Below are 21007 nucleotides of genomic sequence, written 5' to 3'. Positions count from 1 at the left end.
CTCTACTTTTCCTTATGTGTTTTTGGCGCCACAAAAGCAATACAAACCGGCTCGGCAATGGCATCGGGTTCAGCACGAAACATTATCTCTTGAGTATCCGCTATTTTTAAACTCGGCCAGTGCTTTAATCCTTCATTAAAATGCGCTTTTTCACAGTAATAACCAACTTCACTCACCAAGACGACGCCTTTTTCTTCTAATTGTTGAAGTGTAATATGTCGATTATAAATATTAGGTGGTTGCACGTTTTCTTCTAGCACCCAAGGCTGAGAAGATAATGGTCTATCTTTACCATAAAAAGTCACCCATTCATGCATATACTCACCACCAACATATGCAAGTGGCGTGTGATAATGCTGATGCCATGCTTGTTCAACATCTTGCACAAAGGTTTTTACGCCAATAAATTTTTGTCCTGCATTACGCACATTAGCGGCTTGAACAACGGTATAACCCGAAACCACTAGCATTCCCAAAACACCTAAACCATACAGTGCTCCGCGAAGTGAGCGCTTCGGCATTACATTAATTGAACCAACAAAAAGTGCAGTTGCAACTGACATAAAGGGTTGTAACCATTCCGTGATACGTCCACCTTCATGGAAGCTAAACCAGACAAAAATAATGGCCAACGGGAATAACAATACAAAATTCAACAACTGACTATCTTTAGATGCAGACCAACTTACTCGCCCACCATAAAAACGTAAAATTCCCCACATTAAAATCACAGGGTAAAAAACTGCCAGTGCTGCGCGAGTTGTACGTAAATTAAAACGGTTTTCTATTTGTGAATTGACCCACTTAAAAGCGGCAAAATCGGTTTGCCATAACCAAATAAAATTGGGAATAACAAAAGCAAACCAAATAGCCAACGCTAAATAGAAATAGGGGGAGCCGTAACTTGCTCGAACTTTAGGTACAAAAAGGCTTGATAAAAACACAGAACCAATAAAAGCTAACGATGAATATTTCCCCATTGTGGCAATACCCATCGTAATCGCAAAACCAATCCAATATTTTTGATTGTCATTAATCGCACAAAGGAAAAAATAGAACGCCCATGCCCAACAACCAACTAGAATATAATTATCGTTATACGGGATAATATCAAAGTTGATAACGCCAGATAAATTAAGCGCTAACATAGCAAACCACGCTAGGTTAGTATTTTGTGTCAACTTATAGGCTAAGTTCCACACACCTAATAATCCAATGGCAATGACAATAAAGTGGATAAAATACCAATAAAAGCTAAAATCGATACCGCCATAAATAGCCGGTGTCATTATAAAACCAACAAACCAAGGATTTTTTGGAGATCCCCACCCTCCATTAGTGCCCCAATTGACAGCCTCAACGGCATCATAAGGCACTGTAGGGTCAAAGAGATAACTCACTAAGATCCAGAGCGTCGCATAACCAATAACCCACCAATATACTGGTTTACGTAATTGTGCAGATGATAATGTCATAATAAATAAAAATTTAAGTTAATTAATTTAGTTTGGCCGTTAATTGACGTCACAACACAGTAAAGTATAGTGAAACGAACCGCACATTGTACGTGAGCAAAAATTAAATTGTCTTAAATTTGCGCTTTTATTGAAAATTTGTTTCTGATAGATTGCGCAACCAAGAAGATCACTATCGAGTTACCATTATGAATATGATTAAAAGAAAACCCGCAGCTAAAGCACGTAAGAAATCTCGTGAAGAGCTGAATGCGGAAGGACGTGAACGTAAACGTCAAAAGAAACACCGTGGCAATCCTGCCGGTAACCGTCAGCAGGAAGCGGAAAACAAACAGCAAACGAAAAATACAGCGCCGAAAGATCCACGTATTGGTAGCAAAAAACCGATCCCTCTGATTGTAGGCGATACACCAAAAGTGGCGAAGAAAAAACCGGCGCCAGTTAAAGCAGAGCCCGTTCGTTTAACACCTGAGCAAGAATTAGACCAGTTAGAAAACGATGCTCGTTTAGATGAATTACTGTCTCGTCTTGAAAACGGTGAAAAACTCAACGCAGAAGAACAGGCTTATACTGAGAAAACCCTTGATCGTATTGACGAATTAATGGTTGAACTGGGTATTGAGTTTGAAGATGATGACGATGAAGAGAAAACAGAAGACATCATGCAGTTGCTGAAAGGTAAATAATCAAAAGATTAATTATTTTCCTTGAATAGCTTACATCTAACGGATATTAATAACTTATTGATATCCGTTATTTTTTATAGTGTTTTCTCTGTTTTATTTTTCATTAATTTTTATTATCAACAATAGATTAAATAACCCTCACAAGCTCAGATAACTCCATCTATTCCTCTCTTGTTATCCCTGATATCCTATTTTTCTATCTTTAATATACGAGTGATAAAAAATATGGATAACAGACAGCAGTACTTAGATATCGCAGCCGGGCAAGGAGAAAAAGTGCCCTCTCGTATAGTGGCCTTCCCTGCACAGCCACTAAACTATGCGCTTATTGAACAACGTCTAGACGAGCAAACCGATTACACTGATGGTGAAATAAATTATCTGAGTGAAAACATTGACGACGGTTTTTTCTATCGTTGCCAGCATGGTGATGACGAGTTACATTTTTTTGTCTGTCTTTACCCTCGTGATGAAAGTTACGAAATACGGCCAATGTATTCGACTGATGAGCTCACACCACAACGACTCGCACATGCGAATGCGACCACTCAAGATTTATTGTTGGAAACACTGTTTACTGAAACCTTGCATCCTTTAGCTAGCTATCGCCATCAACTGAATTTTCTTAATATCATCGCACCAGAAATAGTCTTAGCATTAGATGAATCCGCGGCAGGCAAAGCATTAACACCGGAATGGATCCGCTTCCAATTAGAAACGCCTGATCTCTATCCAGAAGTAGAAAGCTTATATGTTATTCATGCTGTCTATGACACAGAAAATGATCCACCAACCATGTTCTGGTTCCATACACATGGATTAGCCCGTTGTGGCATAACAGAAGTCGATTTAGTTATTCCAAGTATGCTTGAATCTTACTATGGTATTCCTGATCTCTTCCGCTGTTTTGTTAACAACAGTATTAACCATCGCCAAATTAAATTTGGTGAACCAATGCTTTGCGGCCAAACATCATCAGGCTTGGAGTATCTTGTCGCATTACCTTTTGAAGAAGGTATTCGCCATGTTAATCAATCAACACCTCTTGAAAACCTTAGACCTTTAGAAGAGATGCGTTATGACACTCAAGGCGCACCAAATGGCGTTTTCTTGGGGGATTTAGCCGATCGTGATGAATATCATCAACATCCTTCTTCTATGCTATTTAGAACCAATGAAGAAAATCCTGTTTTAGAAACCTTCTTTAAAGGTTATGAAGAGCAGCAAGCAATGATGCTACTGCGTAGCAATGAAGAAACCTATGAGATGTCTGAAAAAGCCAAGCGACGCTGGGAATACTTCGTTTCTATGTTTGATAACTACAATCAACCACCTGTTGAGAAAAAAAGTGGTTTTCTCTCCAAACTATTAGGAAAAGACAAACCCGAAGAGACCGAAAACCCTTGGCAGTTTATGATCAAATTCGGTATTCCTTATGGTGAAGAGGAAGAAAAAGAGCTAGAGCATATGTGGTTTGTGCCACAATCTCGTGATGGGGATACCGTTTATGCAAAATTACTCAACGTGCCATTTTATGTTCAGGATATGCAAGAAGGTGAAATCTATCCTATCAACACGGCACTCATCACTGATTGGGTCGTTTCATTTGAAGGTGATAGTTATACCCCTAACAATATTTACCAACTTTTTAGCCACCAGCAAACTCACTAATTAGCGGGTATTTCACAATAACAACGCGAGCTTTCCACTTAAGCTCGCGATCTTCATATTCTTGAAATCTACTTTTATATTGTTACCCGTTAATAGCATTAATTGATTATTATTTTGTTGCTACATTGACATTTCAACTTGTTACATTCTGTTTTTGTCTAATAACAGATAGGATAAACAGTCAATTTTCATCTCAATATCTTTTCTCTAGTTGATTTAAATCAAGTGCAGATAAGCGTAGACTAGGCTAAATTATACCCAATAAGGATAATTATAATTCTCATTAGCATTAAAAATATTTATTATAATTAACCAGACTATTATTATGTGAATTCACATGCTAGTTAATAATAATCATTATCATTATTTTTTGTATCAATATTCGTGGAAGGACAATTATGTCTCTGATCCCAAATCACAGTTATAAAATCTTGAGCTACTCACCTCAGATTAGCCCTGCATACAGACAGAAATTATTATCCTTAGGTATGTTACCTGGCGCTGTGTTTAACGTTATTCGTATTGCGCCACTGGGTGATCCTATTCAAATAGAAACGCACCGAGTCTCTCTAATTTTGAGAAAAAAAGATCTCGCATTCATTAATCTTAGCGAAGTGCTTCATAACGAAAAATAATCGTTATTTCTCATTCAACCAGGCAAGACAACTATTGGCATCACTATTATGACTCCTCTCACTATAGGCCTTATCGGTAATCCCAATGCCGGTAAAACAACACTCTTTAATCAGTTAACAGGCTCTCGTCAGCGTGTGGGAAACTGGGCGGGGGTTACGGTCGAACGCAAAGTTGGTCGTTTTACAACTGCAAATCATAAAATTGAACTCGTCGATTTACCCGGAACATACTCTTTAACAACAATCTCAGAACAGACCTCTCTCGATGAGCAAATTGCCTGTCATTTCATTTTAAGTAATGAAGCAGACATGTTGATTAACGTGGTTGATGCATCAAATCTTGAACGTAACCTCTATTTGACATTGCAACTGCTTGAGCTTGGTATTCCGTGTATCGTGGCATTAAACATGCTCGATATTGCAGAACATCAAGATATGCAAATTGATATTCAGGCACTTTCAAAACATTTGGGTTGTCCTGTTATTCCAATGATTTCAACCAAAGCATCTGGCATTGATAAGCTCAAAGAAGCCATTGATACCTTCCCGGCTGAAAAGAAAAAACCACAAGAATTACTCACTTCTTATCCACTATGGTTATTAAATGAAGTTGAGGTGCTTGCTGAAAAAATTAATCATGATGAGTTTAATTTACAGCAACGTCGTTGGATGGCATTACAGTGCTTAGAGGGCGATATCTATACTCACCAACGAGCTCAAATCACTAGTGAAGACATCAAAACTATTCGCCAACGCATTCAAGACGAACAGAATAATGAACCAGAATTAGTCATCGCTGATGCCCGTTACCAAAATATTGAGCGCATCTGCCATACCGTGATTAATATGGAGTCCATCAAGCCGAATATTCTGACACAAAATATCGATAAAGTGATATTAAACCGTTGGTTAGGTGTTCCTATCTTCCTGTTTGTTATGTATTTAATGTTCGTTCTAGCAATTAACATTGGCGGTGCATTACAACCTGCTTTTGAAGGTGGCTCCGAAGCTATCTTTATTCATGGTATTCAATGGATTGGCGCAACGTTTAATTTCCCTGAATGGCTAACAATTTTCCTTGCCCAAGGTGTCGGTGGCGGTATCAATACTGTTCTTCCATTGGTGCCACAAATCGGGATGATGTACCTCTTTTTATCTATCCTTGAAGACTCAGGTTATATGGCTCGTGCCGCATTCGTTATGGATAGATTGATGCAAGCTCTAGGGTTACCGGGTAAATCATTCGTACCACTGATTGTTGGTTTTGGTTGTAACGTACCTTCCATTATGGGTGCACGTACTCTTGATGCACCAAGAGAGCGATTGATCACTGTATTAATGGCGCCGTTTATGTCTTGTGGTGCACGTTTAGCTATCTTCGCGGTATTTGCGGCAGCTTTCTTTGGTAAAAATGGTGCAAGTGTTGTTTTCTCACTTTATCTTCTGGGTATTGTGGTTGCTATCCTCACAGGCTTACTGCTAAAACACACTATTATGCGCGGTGAAGCGTCACCTTTCGTGATGGAACTGCCTGTTTATCACGTACCACACCTAAAAACGTTACTACTACAAACATGGCAACGTCTAAAAGGCTTCGTTATACGTGCTGGTAAAGTCATCATTATTGCTAGTATGTTTATCGGTGCACTAAACAGCTTTACCTTCTCAGGTAAACCTGCAGATAACATCAATGATTCTGCACTAGCTTCTGTCAGTAAAGTGATCACGCCATTACTGCAACCTATTGGTGTTCACAATGATAACTGGCAAGCAACGGTTGGTTTAGTCACAGGTGCAATGGCAAAAGAAGTGGTTGTTGGAACATTAAATACCCTCTATACCGCAGAAAGCATTGTTAATGAGCCATTTGATCCTGAAGAGTTCGACCTGTGGGGAGAAATTGGTGATGCATTTGGTGAAACATGGGATAGCTTAAAAGAGACATTCACTTTAGCTGCACTATCTAACCCAATTGAAGCCAGTAAAGGTGATGGTGAAATGGATACCGGCACAATGGGAACAATGGGGGCAAAATTTGGCTCAGGTATCGCAGCTTATAGCTACTTAATCTTTGTTTTACTGTATGTACCTTGTGTTTCAGTCATGGGTGCGATTGCACGTGAAACCAGTCGTGGCTGGATGACTTTCTCTATTCTTTGGGGGTTAAATATTGCTTACTCACTGGCTGCGCTGTTCTATCAAACCGCAACCTTTAGCGAACACCCGCAAAGCAGTACCATTACCATTGCCGCGGTTGTGATATTTAATCTGGTTCTATTTATTTTGTTGCGTAATGCGCGTAATCGTCTAACAATTAACTTAAGTAATAAGTCTTCATTGGCTAAACAATGTTGTTCAAAAGGTAGCTGTCACTAAGTGACAAAGGAAGAGCAAGATGGCGAGTTTGATAGAAGTACGTGATTGTATCGCCCTTAATGGTCGAGCCGATGCCCGTCTTATCAGCCATCAACTCAATATGCCAGAACCGTTGGTGCAAGCAATGTTAGAACGGCTCACATTGATGGGTAAGCTTCAAGAGGTAGATGTTGAGGATTGTCTTACGGGCAGTTGTAAAAGTTGTCCAGAAGCCACCGCTTGCCAGACAAAGCTTTATCAATTACGTTAATGCGTTATAAAAAACAAACCCCTATTTTTTATAGGGGTTTTCTTTATCTCCAAGAAAAACGATACTCGTGTTCTATCTTGACGTATCTGAAATCACTTTTTACACGTATTAATAAGTGCATCACTAAATTCATCTGGATGTGAAATAAACGGCGCATGTGCTGCATTACGGAAAATAACCGAAGGTGATTGCGGATAAATAGCATCTAATAATCCAGCCACTTTTCGAGGCACTAACCCATCTAAATAACCATAAAAACGAATAAAAGGACAACGCAACATTTTCAACTCTTCTCGTAAATCCTCAGTACGCAAAATTTCTAATCCGCCATTAAGCACTTCAACAGAAGGAAGGGGTTGCTCTAATACCACGGATTTTAATGCCTTCATATCTTCACGCGCACTTTGAGTGCCCAATGTTTGCAGTGCTAAAAAACGTTCAACTGTACGATGAAAGTTCTCATTTAACTGTTGCTCAAACCCTCTTAGAACCTCAGGTTTGATACCTGGCCAATCGTCATGAGCACTAAAACAAGGCGAAGAGGCTACTGTAATCAATGCTTGCACATTATTGGGATTATCCAAGACAACACGGCTCGCAACTAATCCACCTAAAGACCATCCTAACCAAATGGCATTATCGGGAGCGTTGGCAAACACAATCTCAGCCATCTCTTTTAATGTAAGAACAGGAAAACCTTGGCTACGACCATATCCTGGGAGATCAACGAGATGCAGTGTAAAATGCGAGTTTAGTCGCGGTATTAATGATTGCCAGACCTCTGCATTCAATCCCCATCCGTGTAATAGCACAAGATCTGTTTTTCCTTCACCGATTGTCTGCCAATACAATTTATTCATTGTTATGCTCTCTTCTCTTAGTACAGGGATTTTCATTATGTGGATAACAATAGCAGGATATTGTTGGTTATGTCGCCAACCCTTACATTATGATACTAAAGGTATTTGTTCGAGTTGTATTCGCCATTTACCTAAACAGAATAACCGTTGCCCATGCTGTTTATATCCCTCATCTCACGCTATGATGCTATGCGGACGTTGCTTACAATCGCCCCCACCATGGAAACAGATGTTGACAGTCACAGACTATCAACCCCCATTAAATAAATTATTACACCTTTATAAATACCAACCTCGCCCTCAAATAGCTTTATGTCTCGCACGGCTTTTTCTATTGCGATGGCTTTCACATCGCAGAGACAATGGGGTGCAAAAACCCGATAGAATTATTAGCGTTCCTTCGCATCGCCATCGCCGTTGGTCTAGGGGCTTTGAGCAAGTAGAAGCTATCGCAAAGCCTTTGGCAAGGTGGCTAAATTGTGCTTATCAACCGAATACCCTGATAAGAACTCGTGCTACACTGGTGCAAACGCATCTTAATGCCAAACAAAGGCAGCAAAATTTAAAGAATGCATTTGTATTAAATAACACAGTGTCGGTATCAGGGAAAAATCTGGCACTAATTGATGATGTTATCACTACAGGCGCGACATTAAAGAGTATTGTCCCCTTGTTATTTCGTGCTGGAGCACGCTCTGTTGAGGTATGGGCGATTTGCCGAACCTTGTAGTTAACCGCCAATTGGGCGTATGATAACCAACCAGAACAGTCAACTATTGAGCAAGACGATATGATTATTATTACTGATGCCGCACAGGCGCATTTTGCCAAACTACTGGCTAACCAAGAACCCAACACTCAAATTCGTGTATTCGTTATCAATCCTGGCACACCTAATGCTGAATGTGGCGTTTCATACTGTCCACCTGATGCCGTAGAGCCAAACGATACTGAAATTAAGTTCGAAAAACTTTCTGCGTATGTTGATGACATCAGCGCACCTTTTTTAGAAGATGCGGAAATTGACTTTGTCACTGACCAACTGGGCTCACAATTAACCTTGAAAGCACCTAACGCAAAAATGCGTAAAGTCGATGCTGATGCACCTTTAATTGAACGCGTAGAATACGTACTACAATCACAAATTAACCCACAATTAGCGGGCCATGGTGGTCGCGTTAGTCTAATGGAAATCACAGAAGATGGTTATGCTATCTTACAATTCGGTGGTGGGTGTAACGGTTGTTCAATGATTGATGTCACATTAAAAGATGGTATCGAAAAAGAACTATTAAACCAGTTCCCAAATGAGTTAAAAGGTGTGAAAGACTTAACTGAACACCAACGTGGCGAACATTCCTACTACTGATCCTTCAGTATGACATCCCCTATGATACTCACCTGCACGGATATCATGGGGGATTTGTTTATTAAAATAATCATTTACAAAGTATAACGTCATCTTTACCTATTTAACGTTATGATAAATGTACCGTTCTCTCGCTCAGAACAAATAAATCAATTAACAATATAATAAATAAGACAATTATGGATAAGTTTCAATTTCTCAGCATTGAACAAGCCTATCAATTCTGGACATCTCAATCGGCAATCTTAGTTGATGTTAGAGATCCTCAGAGTTACCGCATGGGCCATGCTACCGGCGCATTTCATCTCACCAATGATACGCTAAACACATTTTTACAAGATGCTGACTTTGATGTGCCTGTGATGGTGATGTGTTATCACGGCCATAGCAGTCAAGGAGCAGCTCAATATCTGGTCAATATGGGCTTTGAAACCGTTTATAGTGTTAACGGTGGTTTTGAAGCATGGCTAAGAGAGTTTCCACAAGCGATAACCTCTCTGCAATAACTACAGATGAGTTTTGTTAATGATCCACATTATTACGCTTTCTAACCCTCAAGCGGCTGATTTATTTGTCAATTATATGGCAACGAAAGGTGTGCGAATTCACACAAAAAATGAAAATCAGCAGATCTCACTTTGGTTAGAAGACCAACATCAATTGGATATGGTTGAAAAAGAACTCAATACTTTTTTACGCGAGCCTTTTCACCCACGTTACCAAGCCGCAAGTTGGCAAACCGGTGATCCAAAAAATACAGGTATCAAATATCGCCCAGCCTTTTCGATAAAAAATATGGTGCAACGATCAGGTCCATTAACAGTGCTGGTCGTAATTTTATGTGCTCTTATTTTTATTTGGCAACAAGTAGTGGGCGATTATGACGTTATGCTCCATCTAGCATGGCCTTATAAAGAGAGCCTGAACTTTGAAATTTGGCGCTATATCACCCCTGCGTTTGTTCACTTCTCACTAATGCATATCGCCTTTAACCTTGCAATGTGGTGGTATCTCGCCAGTCAAACAGAGCAGCGATTAGGCACAGGTAAGTTATTTGTCATCATGCTCGTTTCTGCGCTCTTTAGTAATTGGGCACAATCACTGTTTACACAGTCCAATTTTGGTGGGCTTTCCGGTGTTGTCTACGCATTAATTGGCTATGTCGGCTTAACGGGAATACGTAATCCAGAAAAAGGTATTGGTGCTCCAACTGGCTTACTCGTCTTTTCGATTTTGTGGATTGTTGCGGGTTATATGGGCGTTTTAGGTGACTCTATCGGAAATACTGCACATTTTGCAGGCTTCCTTATCGGCTTATTGATGGCTTTGTGGGATAATCGACATCAATTATCTCGTAGATCATAATAAAATTAACATGATATTTTTAACATTAGGGGATACCTGTGAAGCAAACGCAACGACATGATGCCATCATTGAACTGGTACGCCTACAAGGCTATGTCAGCACTGAAGAATTGGTGGAGCATTTTGAAGTCAGCCCACAGACAATCCGACGCGATTTAAATGAACTAGCGGAAAAGAACAAAATCCAACGTCATCACGGTGGTGCGGCATTACCTTCAAGCTCAGTGAATACAGCTTATCATGATCGTAAAATTATGTGGTCTGATGAAAAATCACGTATCGCACAACGAGTAGCAAGCTTAATTCCTGATGGTGCAACACTATTTATTGATATTGGTACAACGCCTGAAGCGGTCGCTCATGCATTAATTAACCACAAAAACCTACGTATCGTGACCAACAACCTCAATGTTGCAACATTACTGATGGGCAAAGAAGACTTTCGCTTAATTCTTGCGGGTGGTGAAGTGCGTACGCGAGATGGTGGTATTGTCGGTGAAGCCACACTTGATTTCATCTCTCAATTCCGTCTTGATTACGGTATCTTAGGGATAAGCGGTATTGATATGGATGGTTCTCTACTTGAGTTTGATTACCATGAAGTTCGAACTAAACGCGCAATTATCGAAAACTCACGCTGTGTAATGTTGGTGACTGACCATTCTAAGTTTGGTCGTAATGCGATGGTGAATTTAGGTAATATGAATCTGATCGATTACTTATTTACCGATCAAGAACCACCAGCAGGGATCCAAAAAATTGTTGAGCAACACAACGTTCAACTCGAATTATGTTAATTTAATCCATTCCTCAAAAAGTACCTTATCAGGTACTTTTTTTTCGCCTATTCCCAACTAAACTCTAATTAACCCATTCTATTTACTCTTATTTTTAATCTATCTACGCTTTTTTTTATTAACACATTAACAATGTTGCTTATTATTAATAAACCCACAAAAGATGTGGATATGATAATAAATTGTTATCCATATCACGCGGTTATGTTTTTTATCAGTTATATAGTTGGCATTTTCATCAAACTTCATTACAATTATGAGCGAAAACGAACATTAAAGAATTATTTCGCGCATTCGTAGGAGGATGTTATGAAAACTCAAGACTTGATTGTCATCGGCGGCGGGATAAACGGCGCTGGAATTGCGGCGGATGCAGCTGGCCGAGGCCTTTCAGTACTTATGCTGGAAGCTCAAGACTTAGCAAGTGCGACATCTTCCGCGAGCTCTAAACTGATCCATGGTGGTTTACGTTATCTAGAACACTATGAATTTCGCTTAGTAAGCGAAGCACTAGCAGAGCGTGAAGTGTTATTACGCTTAGCACCACATATCGCATTTCCAATGCGTTTCCGCCTGCCACATCAACCACATTTACGTCCAGCTTGGATGATCCGTATTGGTCTATTCCTTTATGATCATTTAGGAAAACGTGTCAGTTTACCAAGCAGTAAAGGGATTAAATTTGGTGCAAATTCTGTATTAAAACCAGAATTAACACGCGGTTTTGAATATTCAGATTGTTGGGTTGATGATGCACGTTTAGTGGTACTCAATGCACAAGAAATCGTCCGCCATGGTGGTGAAGTACGCACGCGCACTAAAGTCACTCGTGCTTGGCGTGAAAACAATTTGTGGATGGTAGAAGCACAAGATTTACGTACTGGTGAAACATCGCTCTATCAATCAAAAGCTCTTGTCAATGCAGCAGGTCCTTGGGTTAAAACACTGTTTGACGAAGGCTTAAAACTGAAATCACCTTATGGTATCCGTTTAATTAAAGGTAGCCATATTGTTATTCCTCGTGCCCATAACGAACCACAAGCCTATATTTTACAAAACGAAGATAACCGTATTGTGTTCGTTATTCCTTGGATGGATGAGTTCTCTATCATCGGTACTACTGATGTTGAATATAAAGGCGATCCTAAAGATGTCGCTATTGATGACAATGAAGTTCAGTATTTACTGAAAGTTTATAACGATCACTTTAAAAAGCAGTTAACCAAAGAAGATGTCGTTTGGAATTACTCTGGTGTGCGCCCATTATGTGATGACGAATCAGATTCACCACAAGCGATAACCCGTGATTACACCTTAGATGTTCACGATGATAATGGTCAAACACCACTATTATCTGTATTTGGTGGTAAATTAACGACTTATCGTAAATTAGGTGAACATGCCGTTGATAAACTCGTAAGCTACTTCCCTAACATGGGCAAACCGTGGACTAAAAATGGTCAATTACCAGGTGGGAATTTAGAAGGTTGTGATCGTGATGGTTATTCACGTTTAATTCGTCAACGTCATCCTTGGTTACCAGAAGCACTGGCACTGCGTTTTGCCCGCACTTATGGTAGTAATACTGAATTACTGCTTGAAGGCATTACTGATTTAGCCGGTATGGGCGAAAACTTCGGTCATAATCTGTATGAAGCAGAATTGCGTTATTTAGTGAAACATGAGTGGGTTATCGAAGTTGATGATGCCATTTGGCGTCGTACCAAACTCGGCATGTGGCTAAATGACGAACAAAAACAACGTATTAGTGAATGGTTAGTGGCAAATACACACACAGCATAAGAATAGCAAAAATATTCTCTGACTCTGTTCGATGTTTTTATTAGCAATTTTTGTGGCGCCTAATACCGCGCCACTTTTTTTGCTTTTTTATCAAAATGATGAAATTACCATCATTAGCAATGAGTTAACTGCTTTTCTAGAAAAGCTTTTAGCACCGTTGCATTATTTTGTTGCTCATCTTTACCTGAATAAAGTAATACTAAGGGTTGCTCTTTTGCTATCAAAAGGAGAGGTTGCCAATGTTCTGGCCTATCTGTCAATTCTTTAATATAACGTTGCGTAAATTCAGCAAAGTCTCCCCCACCAGCATGAAACCATTTTCGTAATTCAGTCGAAGGTGCAACCTCTTTATTCCACTCATCATAATGAAAATCGGTTTTCTTCACGCCTCTAGGCCACAATCTATCAACTAATACACGATAACCTTCATTCGTCCCATTTTTATCGTTATACACACGTTTACAGGTGATCATTTCGCCTCTCGTCAATTAGTTACTTCAATTAATTGTAGAAGAAAAATTATCAGGCTAATGCCTAGTGAGACTCTTTTTTTTATAAAGAAAACTTCAACATGAAGTTTTCTCTCATTTCTATTGAATTATCCTCATCAAAAATAGGTGAATAATTGTTGACTAAATAACCTAATTAAGAGAATCTACATCTAGACGTCTAAATGGTTAGATGGGTGACTAGGTAGTGATACTTAAATAAGAATAACAACACAGAGACATGATTGATGAGGTATAGGTATGAGCTTTTATCACGCAAGCCAACATGAAGCATTAAACCAAAATCTTGCCGAACTTGATGGTCAGATCCAAGTTTCTTTTGAGTTTTTCCCTCCTCGTACCGAAGAGATGGAAAATACCCTTTGGCAATCTCTTGCGCGCTTAAATACCTTAAAACCTAGCTTTGTTTCTGTAACTTATGGTGCAAACTCGGGTGAGCGCGATAGAACGCACTCTATCATTAAAGGGATTAAAGAGCGTACAGGATTAGAAGCAGCACCGCATTTGACTTGCGTTGATGCTAGCCGTGAAGAACTACAACATATCGCACAAGATTATTGGCAAAGTGGTATTCGCCATATTGTTGCCTTACGAGGTGATTTACCGGACAACACTCAAAAGCCCGATATGTATGCCACTGATTTAGTTCATTTACTCAAAGGCGTGGGTGATTTTGATATCTCCGTTGCGGCTTACCCTGAAGTCCATCCTGAAGCAAAAAGTGCGCAAGCGGATCTCATTAACTTAAAAAGAAAAGTCGATGCGGGAGCAAATCGTGCGATCACCCAATTTTTCTTTGATGTCGAAAGCTATCTACGTTTTCGTGATCGCTGTGTTTCAACCGGTATTGATGTTGAAATAGTGCCAGGCATTTTACCTGTCACTAATTTTAAACAACTAAAACGCTTTGCCGGTTTAACCAATGTGAAAATTCCGGGTTGGATGCATAAAATGTTTGATGGGTTAGATAATGATCCTGAAACCCGTAGTCTGGTCGGAGCTTCAATTGCTATCGATATGGTGAAGATCTTAAGCCGTGAAGGCGTCAAAGACTTCCATTTTTATACACTTAATCGTTCAGAATTAACCTATGCTATTTGCCATACGCTCGGTGTTCGTCCTGAACTTGTACAAGCCTGATCCTAGCTTACCATTACCCCGCTAATTAAGCGGGGTGACATCGAGATAGATTACTCACCAAAGTGATAAGGTTTTTCTACTGGTAATAGGTTGTATGCAGTGTCGAGATCACCATTAGCAATACAAGCATCTATTTTACGTGCCTTATCGGTAATATCCGTAATATTCACAATCCACTCGTTGCAATATTTTTCAACTGCTTGATTTCGCAAACCAATTTGGATAGTGCGATAACTGAGTCGATTCAGATAAATATCACGTTCAGGATCCCACTGAATACGGATATTACTGGTTTCTGATGCTGCTTTCCAAGCCTCAGCACTGACATAGCGGTCTGGATCAAAATGACTCACAACACCTTGTGTCAGCATCTCTTGAAAGCCTTCATGGGTAATATCAACTGCAAGAATAGAAGCTTGATTAGCGTCTTTGCGTCCCCAACCAGAACGGTACATCATCCAAAGAAAGGAAGGTTTTACCCAAGTCATGCGGGTCATACTAAAAGGGGGCGAAACAAATGTTCCGTTTGCGACTGCGCTCTGAGCAATAGTATTTGAATAGGCTTGATAAACACGAACAAAATCATTCGTATAATATGCCCTTACTTCACACTCAGGACATCGGTCAACATCATCGTTCATCTTTCTTTAATATCCTTTTATATTAATAAAATGGAACTATCCGCTTAAATTATGAGCCTCTGATTACAGATAATCAAGAGTCCCTATTTTTGATAAGGCTATATAAATAGCGTAACGCGTGCCCACAGAAATAAAAAAGAATAACAATAAAACAAACCGACGACTGTCACGATTGTGGTTTATTTGTACAGAAATGAGTCAATTAAAACGTCTATTCTGCTCACAAGAATAAGCGATTTAATTAACTCATTGGGGAGAAATTAAGCGCTCGATAAGTTGCGTTTTTATTAATGCTGGGGATTTGACTGTGGTACCCGCTATCTTTGCCGTCATGATTTCAAACGCTTTTTCGACTAATAACGCTTCATCCTGCTTCATTGACCACACATTATTCGGTAAAAAGCTGAGCATCACATGCTCATCGAAGGTACCAATATGAAGATGAGCGGGGATACTTCCTTCACGTTGACGGATAACACTCAATAAACCTTCAAGAATAGGCAATGATGAGGCAATAAAATGAGAGGGTATTTGCTGATGTTGCTCCAAATACTGTTTCATCATCTGCTCACCATCTTTGGTTGTATTATGCTCAGCATAAGAGACAGTGACCCGGTTATCATCACCATAATGTCCTTTTATCGCTTGCACATAACCGCGCAAACGAGCGGCGATGGTTGGTAATAATGCATCACCGGCAAAAAAGTGGATTGGCACATCTTGCTTTATCATCGCTCTTGTCAGTTGAGCACCACTGTCACAGTTATCTGAAGCGACACAAATAGCCCCACTCACAGAAAAATCTCTATCTAAAAATACCAATGGCTTTTGACGATGCTTAACATGGTGTAGCTGATTTTTGCGGCTTGATGAAACAATAAAAATGCCATCGACATTGCGCTCGTCCATTGATTTAACAAGCTTATTCTCATTTTTAATATCACCATAGGTACAACTAATTGTTAGCTGGCAACCAATTTGGTGACAATGCATCTCTAATTTTTCCGCTAAAGCGGCAAAGAATGGGTTAGAAAGACGAGGGATAACCAATCCATAGGTATCTGTTTTATTAAGCTTTAAGCTTCTAGCCGCATGATTGACGGTATAGCCAAACACCTCAACATAATCTGCTATCTTCTTTTGCGTTTTTGCACTGATCCGGTATTGATCACCTTTGCCATTTAATACCAATCTGACTGTGGTAATAGACAAATTCAGGTCATTTGCAATCTGTTCAACTGTTTTTGCCATTAATATTCCATCATTGATATTGTGCCCTCATCGTAATGATGAGGGCCTGTTAACCGTTACTGAGCTGGTTTGGCTCGGTATTTCTTCCACATTGCTTTTAACGAAGGTCCAATAATGGGTAGGATCAACGTCAGTATCGCAATACCTAAGAATGTCGCTGTGATCGGGCGCGTATACAGGATAGATAAATCACCCTGAGACATCATTAAAGCACGACGTAAATTTGATTCTGCCATCGGCCCTAAAATAATCCCGATCACCACAGGAGACATAGAAAAGTCGAGCTTTATCATAATATACGCTAACAATCCTGCGCCCATCATCACAAACACATCAATGATGCTGTGGTTTACAGAATAAGCACCGACACTACACAATACAAAGATAATAGGTACTAATACACGACGGGGTACATCCATCACTCGAACAAAGAGTTTCATACATAAGAAACCTAAGATACCGAGGAAAATATTCGCCATCATCAAACCAAGGAAGATGCTATTAACTTCAACCGGATTGTCAGTAAAGAGCTGAGGCCCTAATGCCAATCCTTGAACCATAAATGCACCCATGATAATGGCTGTTGCACCATCACCCGGAATACCTAAGGTCATTAAAGGCACCATGGTTCCGCCTGTTACTGAGTTTGCACCGGCTTCTGGTGCAGACACACCTTCTGGTGAGCCGTGACCAAACTCTTCGGGATGCTTAGACCAACGTTTTGCTTCGTTATAAGAAATAAATGATGAGATATCTCCACCCGTTCCAGGAATAGCACCAATCGTTGTACCAATAGCTGATGAACGGAAATAAGTTGGCAATACTCGTTTAAAGTCTACCCATGTCGGTAATACACGCTGAATACGTGCATTAATTTTTTCACTCTTTTTCTGTTTACGCTCACGGTACTCTTCTTCGAAACTAATCAGTCCCTGAGAAAAAGCAAACAGACCAACCAAGATAGGAATAAATGAAACCCCACCCATTAAGTAAACGGTATCAAAAGTAAAACGAGGCCCAGATGTCATTGGATCAAGTCCAATAGTCGCAATCGCTAACCCTATCGCACCACCCATTAATCCTTTCACAATCGATTGCGATGATACACTGGTAATAATACTTATGCCAAATACAGCGAGTGCAAAATATTCAGCTGCCGAGAAACCTGTTGCTACTTTTGCTAATTGCGGCGCAATAACAATCAAGGCAATCGTACTAAAGATCCCCCCGAACATAGAGCCCATCGTGGATAAACCCAGAGCCCGCCCTGCTTCCCCTTTTTTCGCCATTGGATAACCGTCCAATACCGTTGCAGCGGAAGCGGGAGTACCCGGCGTACTAATCAATATCGCAGTAATTGAGCCACCATAAACGGCACCACAATACATTCCTAATAATAGGAGGATCCCTGTCATTCCTTGGAAGGAGTAAGTTAATGGGAGAAGTAATGCAATCCCCATATTCACTGTTAAGCCTGGTAATGCGCCGATAATAATACCCGCGAATACCCCCAACAGGATCATCGTTATCGTTTCCAGACTGAAAACGACCATTAAAGCGTCTAATATTTCCATCTCAAAGCTCCTTTACCGCTTACTCAAAAAGGACGGAGGTTGGCAGAGGTGAATTAAAGATAATGTCAAAGAAGACATAAACGGCGGCAACCATTACAACCGGGATAACAACCAAGGCAATAGGTTTTCTTTCATTCATCAGCCACATAATGATCGGGATAAGAAGCAGTGACGGAATAATAAAGCCGAAAAAGTGCAGGCCTGTGGCATAGACCAACATAAAGAGGCCTAAACCGTAAGCGCGTTTAACTGCAGTAGAACTCAGGTCAACAGACTGGTGTACATGTTTGATTTTATCAATCACAACACCGATCCATTGAAAAATCCCCAGTAAAATAAATAAGATGGCAAGACCATAAGGCCAAAAACGCTCCCCAGGCACACCATAATCATCAAACATGCTCATATCACGGGAGAGATAGATAATAAGTGCCCCGAAAGCCACTGAAATCGCACCGATGATTGTATTGATTTTTGTCATGTCGGGATCTCCCCGACCCTACCTGCCGTAACAGGTAGGGTGGTTTATAATAATAGAAAGGTTATTTTTTCAGGGTTGTTGAAATTAACTCAGCATACATCTCGTGGTCTTCTTTCATCATTTGGTAAGCATCGTCACCCGTGATGAATACAGGCATAATGCCTTGTTTTTTCAGAGCTTCTTGATATTCAGGTTTTTGCACCACTTCAGAGAATGCATCTACTAACTCTTTCTTCACGTTATCAGGTACATTAGCGGTTGTTGCTAATACAGCCCAAGCACGCATTTTCACGTTAGTGTCTAATTTCAATGCTTCTTTGAAAGTAGGAACAGCAGGGAATAATGGGAAGCGACGCTCATCCATGACACCCAGAACACGCAGAATACCGGCATCAACTTGAGACTTAACAGCACCTGGGGTGGTTAATACGCCATCGATATGATTACCCACTAAAGCTGCAATTGAAGGGCCTGTACCTTCGTTATAAGGGATATGGTTAAATTTAGCACCCGTAGTACGTTCGATATTAACGCCCGCTAAGTGATAAATAGCACCCATACCTGAGTTACCAACTTTCAGTTTACCCGGATTTGCTTTCGCGCCATCGATAAACTCTTGTAACGTGGTGTAAGGTGATTCAGCATTAACCACTAACACCACTGGATCAGCGATAGTTGTTGCGATTGGAGTGAAGTCTTTATAAGTAACTGGTGATTTTCCTTGGTGTGGGAACATCGCCAGTTCAACTGTTGTCATCACTAATTTTGTGCCATCTGGGCGCGCATTAGCAACTTCAATCAGCCCCGTTAAACCATTACCAGCAGGTTTATTTACAGGAACGAAAATACGTCCAGCTGGCATCACGTCTTTTGCAAATTCAATGATAGTACGTGCAGAAGTATCAGTACCACCGCCCGGATTTTTCGGGATGACAACATCAATATTTTTTGTAGGATACGTTAACTGTTGGGCAACTGCGTTCCCCATGCCCAGTGTCATCGTAATCGCCAACGCTGCGAGTAGACTCTTTTTCATAAAACCCTTTCTCCACATTTTTATTGAGTAGCCATTAACTGCTGATAAACAATGTTTTTTCGATTCCAAGTAAAGGTCACGTGCAGGGTATTGTTTTCAGCAATAATAGCCGGATATGAAAATTCGCCTTCCCCATCGAGTAAATCGAATGGTTCAGACCAAGTACTGCCATTATCGGATGAAAGACTGACAGAGATAGGATAACGACGGCTCCAGTTACCTGAATTCGGGTTATATACCAATGCCAGTTGACCATCTGCGAAGGAGACGACATCAATGCCGCTATTATTATTTGGTAATATTGTTGCATAAGCCGGACACCAATTGCGCCCATAATCCGTTGAATCGCTACGATAAATAGTACCGCGCGTACTCCGCATCATGGCATGCACATGCCCAGGCTGGGATTCCCATAGTGTTGGCTGTATCACGCCATCCCATTGAAAAACGCGTTGTAGATCAGTCTCCCATAAGGCATCGTCCTTTAAACCTTGCCAGATTTCATGTTCCGCCTGTTCACCTTTATGATGTTCAATTGGAATATCTACTCGCAACCAGTGTTGACCGTTGTCACTCGAAATATCAACAAACGCATCCCAGAATTGGTCATCCTCAACCGATCCTGGTGCCAACCACTCGCCGTTCGACATCACTAACACTTTATTTTTCACAGGACCTCTAGGTGTAACATCACCAGAAACCAATTCACTCGGTAAACTCCAGCTATTTCCGCCATCCTTCGAGATAACGTATTGGGTCGTCCAACTATGTACATCGGGACCCGTTTTATAAAACAGCCAGATATTACCTGTTGATGGGTCAACATGTAAAACTGGATTCCAGTGCGCAACACCCGGATTTTTAACAACAGGTTGAGCGTGTTGCCAATGATCACCCTCTTTCATCACTAGCCAGATAGCGGTATTACCGCTACCTTCTTTATCACCAGCGAAAAAAGCGGTTAACAAACGCTCAGAGTTAGGCACACGCACAATCGTTGAAGCATGGCAGTGATTAAAAAGTGAATGTGCATTATCAAGCACAAACTGGGTTTCCTTCATCACGAAAGGCATATTCCTACTCCTGTG

At 40.4% G+C, this 21007-nt stretch carries 21 protein-coding genes; 12 read left to right on the top strand and 9 right to left on the bottom strand.

What is annotated here, in order from left to right:
- Positions 1-2: 2 nt before the first annotated feature.
- Entirely contained in the window at positions 3-1475 is a 1473-nt protein-coding gene (locus QSH13_RS09960) for a glycosyltransferase family 39 protein (protein WP_109406759.1), read from the bottom strand.
- 188 nt (positions 1476-1663) lie between these two features.
- Here QSH13_RS09960 and yihI point away from each other — a divergent pair, with 188 nt between their 5' ends.
- The 5 genes from yihI (at position 1664) to QSH13_RS09935 (ending at position 7093) form a co-directional block, all read left to right on the top strand.
- Positions 1664-2161, top strand: coding sequence for a Der GTPase-activating protein YihI (gene yihI, locus QSH13_RS09955; protein ID WP_109395931.1), 498 nt, complete (start codon positions 1664-1666; stop codon positions 2159-2161).
- Between the two features lie 225 nt (positions 2162-2386).
- Positions 2387-3832 (top strand): DUF4026 domain-containing protein, encoded by a 1446-nt coding sequence (locus tag QSH13_RS09950; protein ID WP_185901423.1) that lies wholly within the window; start codon positions 2387-2389, stop codon positions 3830-3832.
- 398 nt (positions 3833-4230) lie between these two features.
- Positions 4231-4467 carry a ferrous iron transporter A gene (gene feoA, locus QSH13_RS09945; protein WP_109395933.1) on the top strand — a complete coding sequence of 79 codons (237 nt, stop codon included), beginning with the start codon at positions 4231-4233 and terminating at the stop codon, positions 4465-4467.
- A gap of 48 nt (positions 4468-4515) precedes the next feature.
- Complete coding sequence (feoB, locus tag QSH13_RS09940) at positions 4516-6843, top strand: Fe(2+) transporter permease subunit FeoB (RefSeq protein WP_109395934.1); 2328 nt, start codon at positions 4516-4518, stop codon at positions 6841-6843.
- A 19-nt stretch (positions 6844-6862) separates the two neighbouring features.
- Entirely contained in the window at positions 6863-7093 is a 231-nt protein-coding gene (locus QSH13_RS09935; protein WP_006534547.1) for a FeoC-like transcriptional regulator, read from the top strand.
- A 92-nt stretch (positions 7094-7185) separates the two neighbouring features.
- Here the strand turns inward: QSH13_RS09935 and bioH are convergent, their stop codons facing one another.
- Positions 7186-7953 carry a pimeloyl-ACP methyl ester esterase BioH gene (bioH, locus tag QSH13_RS09930; protein ID WP_109395935.1) on the bottom strand — a complete coding sequence of 256 codons (768 nt, stop codon included), beginning with the start codon at positions 7951-7953 and terminating at the stop codon, positions 7186-7188.
- Between the two features lie 37 nt (positions 7954-7990).
- Here bioH and gntX point away from each other — a divergent pair, with 37 nt between their 5' ends.
- The 6 genes from gntX (at position 7991) to glpD (ending at position 13287) form a co-directional block, all read left to right on the top strand.
- Positions 7991-8683: a DNA utilization protein GntX gene (gntX, locus tag QSH13_RS09925; protein ID WP_109395936.1), complete on the top strand. Its 693-nt coding sequence runs from the start codon at positions 7991-7993 to the stop codon at positions 8681-8683.
- Positions 8684-8743: 60 nt separating this feature from the next.
- On the top strand, positions 8744-9322 hold the full coding sequence (nfuA, locus tag QSH13_RS09920) for a Fe-S biogenesis protein NfuA (RefSeq protein WP_006534544.1): 579 nt from the start codon (positions 8744-8746) through the stop codon (positions 9320-9322).
- Between the two features lie 179 nt (positions 9323-9501).
- Positions 9502-9828, top strand: a complete 327-nt coding sequence (gene glpE / locus QSH13_RS09915; RefSeq protein ID WP_196543827.1) for a thiosulfate sulfurtransferase GlpE — start codon at positions 9502-9504, stop codon at positions 9826-9828.
- 19 nt (positions 9829-9847) lie between these two features.
- A complete protein-coding gene (gene glpG, locus QSH13_RS09910; RefSeq protein WP_109406756.1) occupies positions 9848-10687 on the top strand; it encodes a rhomboid family intramembrane serine protease GlpG in 840 nt (279 codons plus the stop codon).
- A 38-nt stretch (positions 10688-10725) separates the two neighbouring features.
- The gene (locus QSH13_RS09905) at positions 10726-11484 is read left to right on the top strand and encodes a DeoR/GlpR family transcriptional regulator (protein ID WP_006534541.1); all 759 of its coding nucleotides are present in this window, start codon (positions 10726-10728) and stop codon (positions 11482-11484) included.
- A 309-nt stretch (positions 11485-11793) separates the two neighbouring features.
- Positions 11794-13287: a glycerol-3-phosphate dehydrogenase gene (glpD, locus tag QSH13_RS09900; RefSeq protein ID WP_109395939.1), complete on the top strand. Its 1494-nt coding sequence runs from the start codon at positions 11794-11796 to the stop codon at positions 13285-13287.
- Positions 13288-13400: 113 nt separating this feature from the next.
- Here the strand turns inward: glpD and QSH13_RS09895 are convergent, their stop codons facing one another.
- Entirely contained in the window at positions 13401-13760 is a 360-nt protein-coding gene (locus QSH13_RS09895; protein ID WP_109395940.1) for a DUF488 domain-containing protein, read from the bottom strand.
- Positions 13761-14036: 276 nt separating this feature from the next.
- Here QSH13_RS09895 and metF point away from each other — a divergent pair, with 276 nt between their 5' ends.
- Positions 14037-14936, top strand: coding sequence for a methylenetetrahydrofolate reductase (metF, locus tag QSH13_RS09890; RefSeq protein ID WP_098941645.1), 900 nt, complete (start codon positions 14037-14039; stop codon positions 14934-14936).
- A 50-nt stretch (positions 14937-14986) separates the two neighbouring features.
- Here the strand turns inward: metF and QSH13_RS09885 are convergent, their stop codons facing one another.
- The 6 genes from QSH13_RS09885 to QSH13_RS09860 all read right to left on the bottom strand — a co-directional run bounded on the left by QSH13_RS09885 (position 14987) and on the right by QSH13_RS09860 (position 20992).
- Complete coding sequence (locus QSH13_RS09885) at positions 14987-15577, bottom strand: DUF4291 domain-containing protein (RefSeq protein WP_185901429.1); 591 nt, start codon at positions 15575-15577, stop codon at positions 14987-14989.
- Positions 15578-15823: 246 nt separating this feature from the next.
- Positions 15824-16828 (bottom strand): LacI family DNA-binding transcriptional regulator, encoded by a 1005-nt coding sequence (locus QSH13_RS09880; protein ID WP_109395942.1) that lies wholly within the window; start codon positions 16826-16828, stop codon positions 15824-15826.
- 56 nt (positions 16829-16884) lie between these two features.
- On the bottom strand, positions 16885-18402 hold the full coding sequence (locus tag QSH13_RS09875; protein ID WP_109395943.1) for a tripartite tricarboxylate transporter permease: 1518 nt from the start codon (positions 18400-18402) through the stop codon (positions 16885-16887).
- Positions 18403-18421: 19 nt separating this feature from the next.
- The gene (locus QSH13_RS09870; protein ID WP_109395944.1) at positions 18422-18883 is read right to left on the bottom strand and encodes a tripartite tricarboxylate transporter TctB family protein; all 462 of its coding nucleotides are present in this window, start codon (positions 18881-18883) and stop codon (positions 18422-18424) included.
- Positions 18884-18944: 61 nt separating this feature from the next.
- On the bottom strand, positions 18945-19919 hold the full coding sequence (locus QSH13_RS09865; protein ID WP_228407144.1) for a tripartite tricarboxylate transporter substrate binding protein: 975 nt from the start codon (positions 19917-19919) through the stop codon (positions 18945-18947).
- Positions 19920-19939: 20 nt separating this feature from the next.
- A complete protein-coding gene (locus tag QSH13_RS09860; protein WP_109395945.1) occupies positions 19940-20992 on the bottom strand; it encodes a sialidase family protein in 1053 nt (350 codons plus the stop codon).
- Between the last annotated feature and the right edge of the window lie 15 nt (positions 20993-21007).

The organism is Proteus faecis (genome assembly GCF_030286765.1).
In the GTDB taxonomy this organism is placed as follows: domain Bacteria; phylum Pseudomonadota; class Gammaproteobacteria; order Enterobacterales; family Enterobacteriaceae; genus Proteus; species Proteus faecis.
This window is presented reverse-complemented; position numbering and strand designations above follow the sequence as displayed.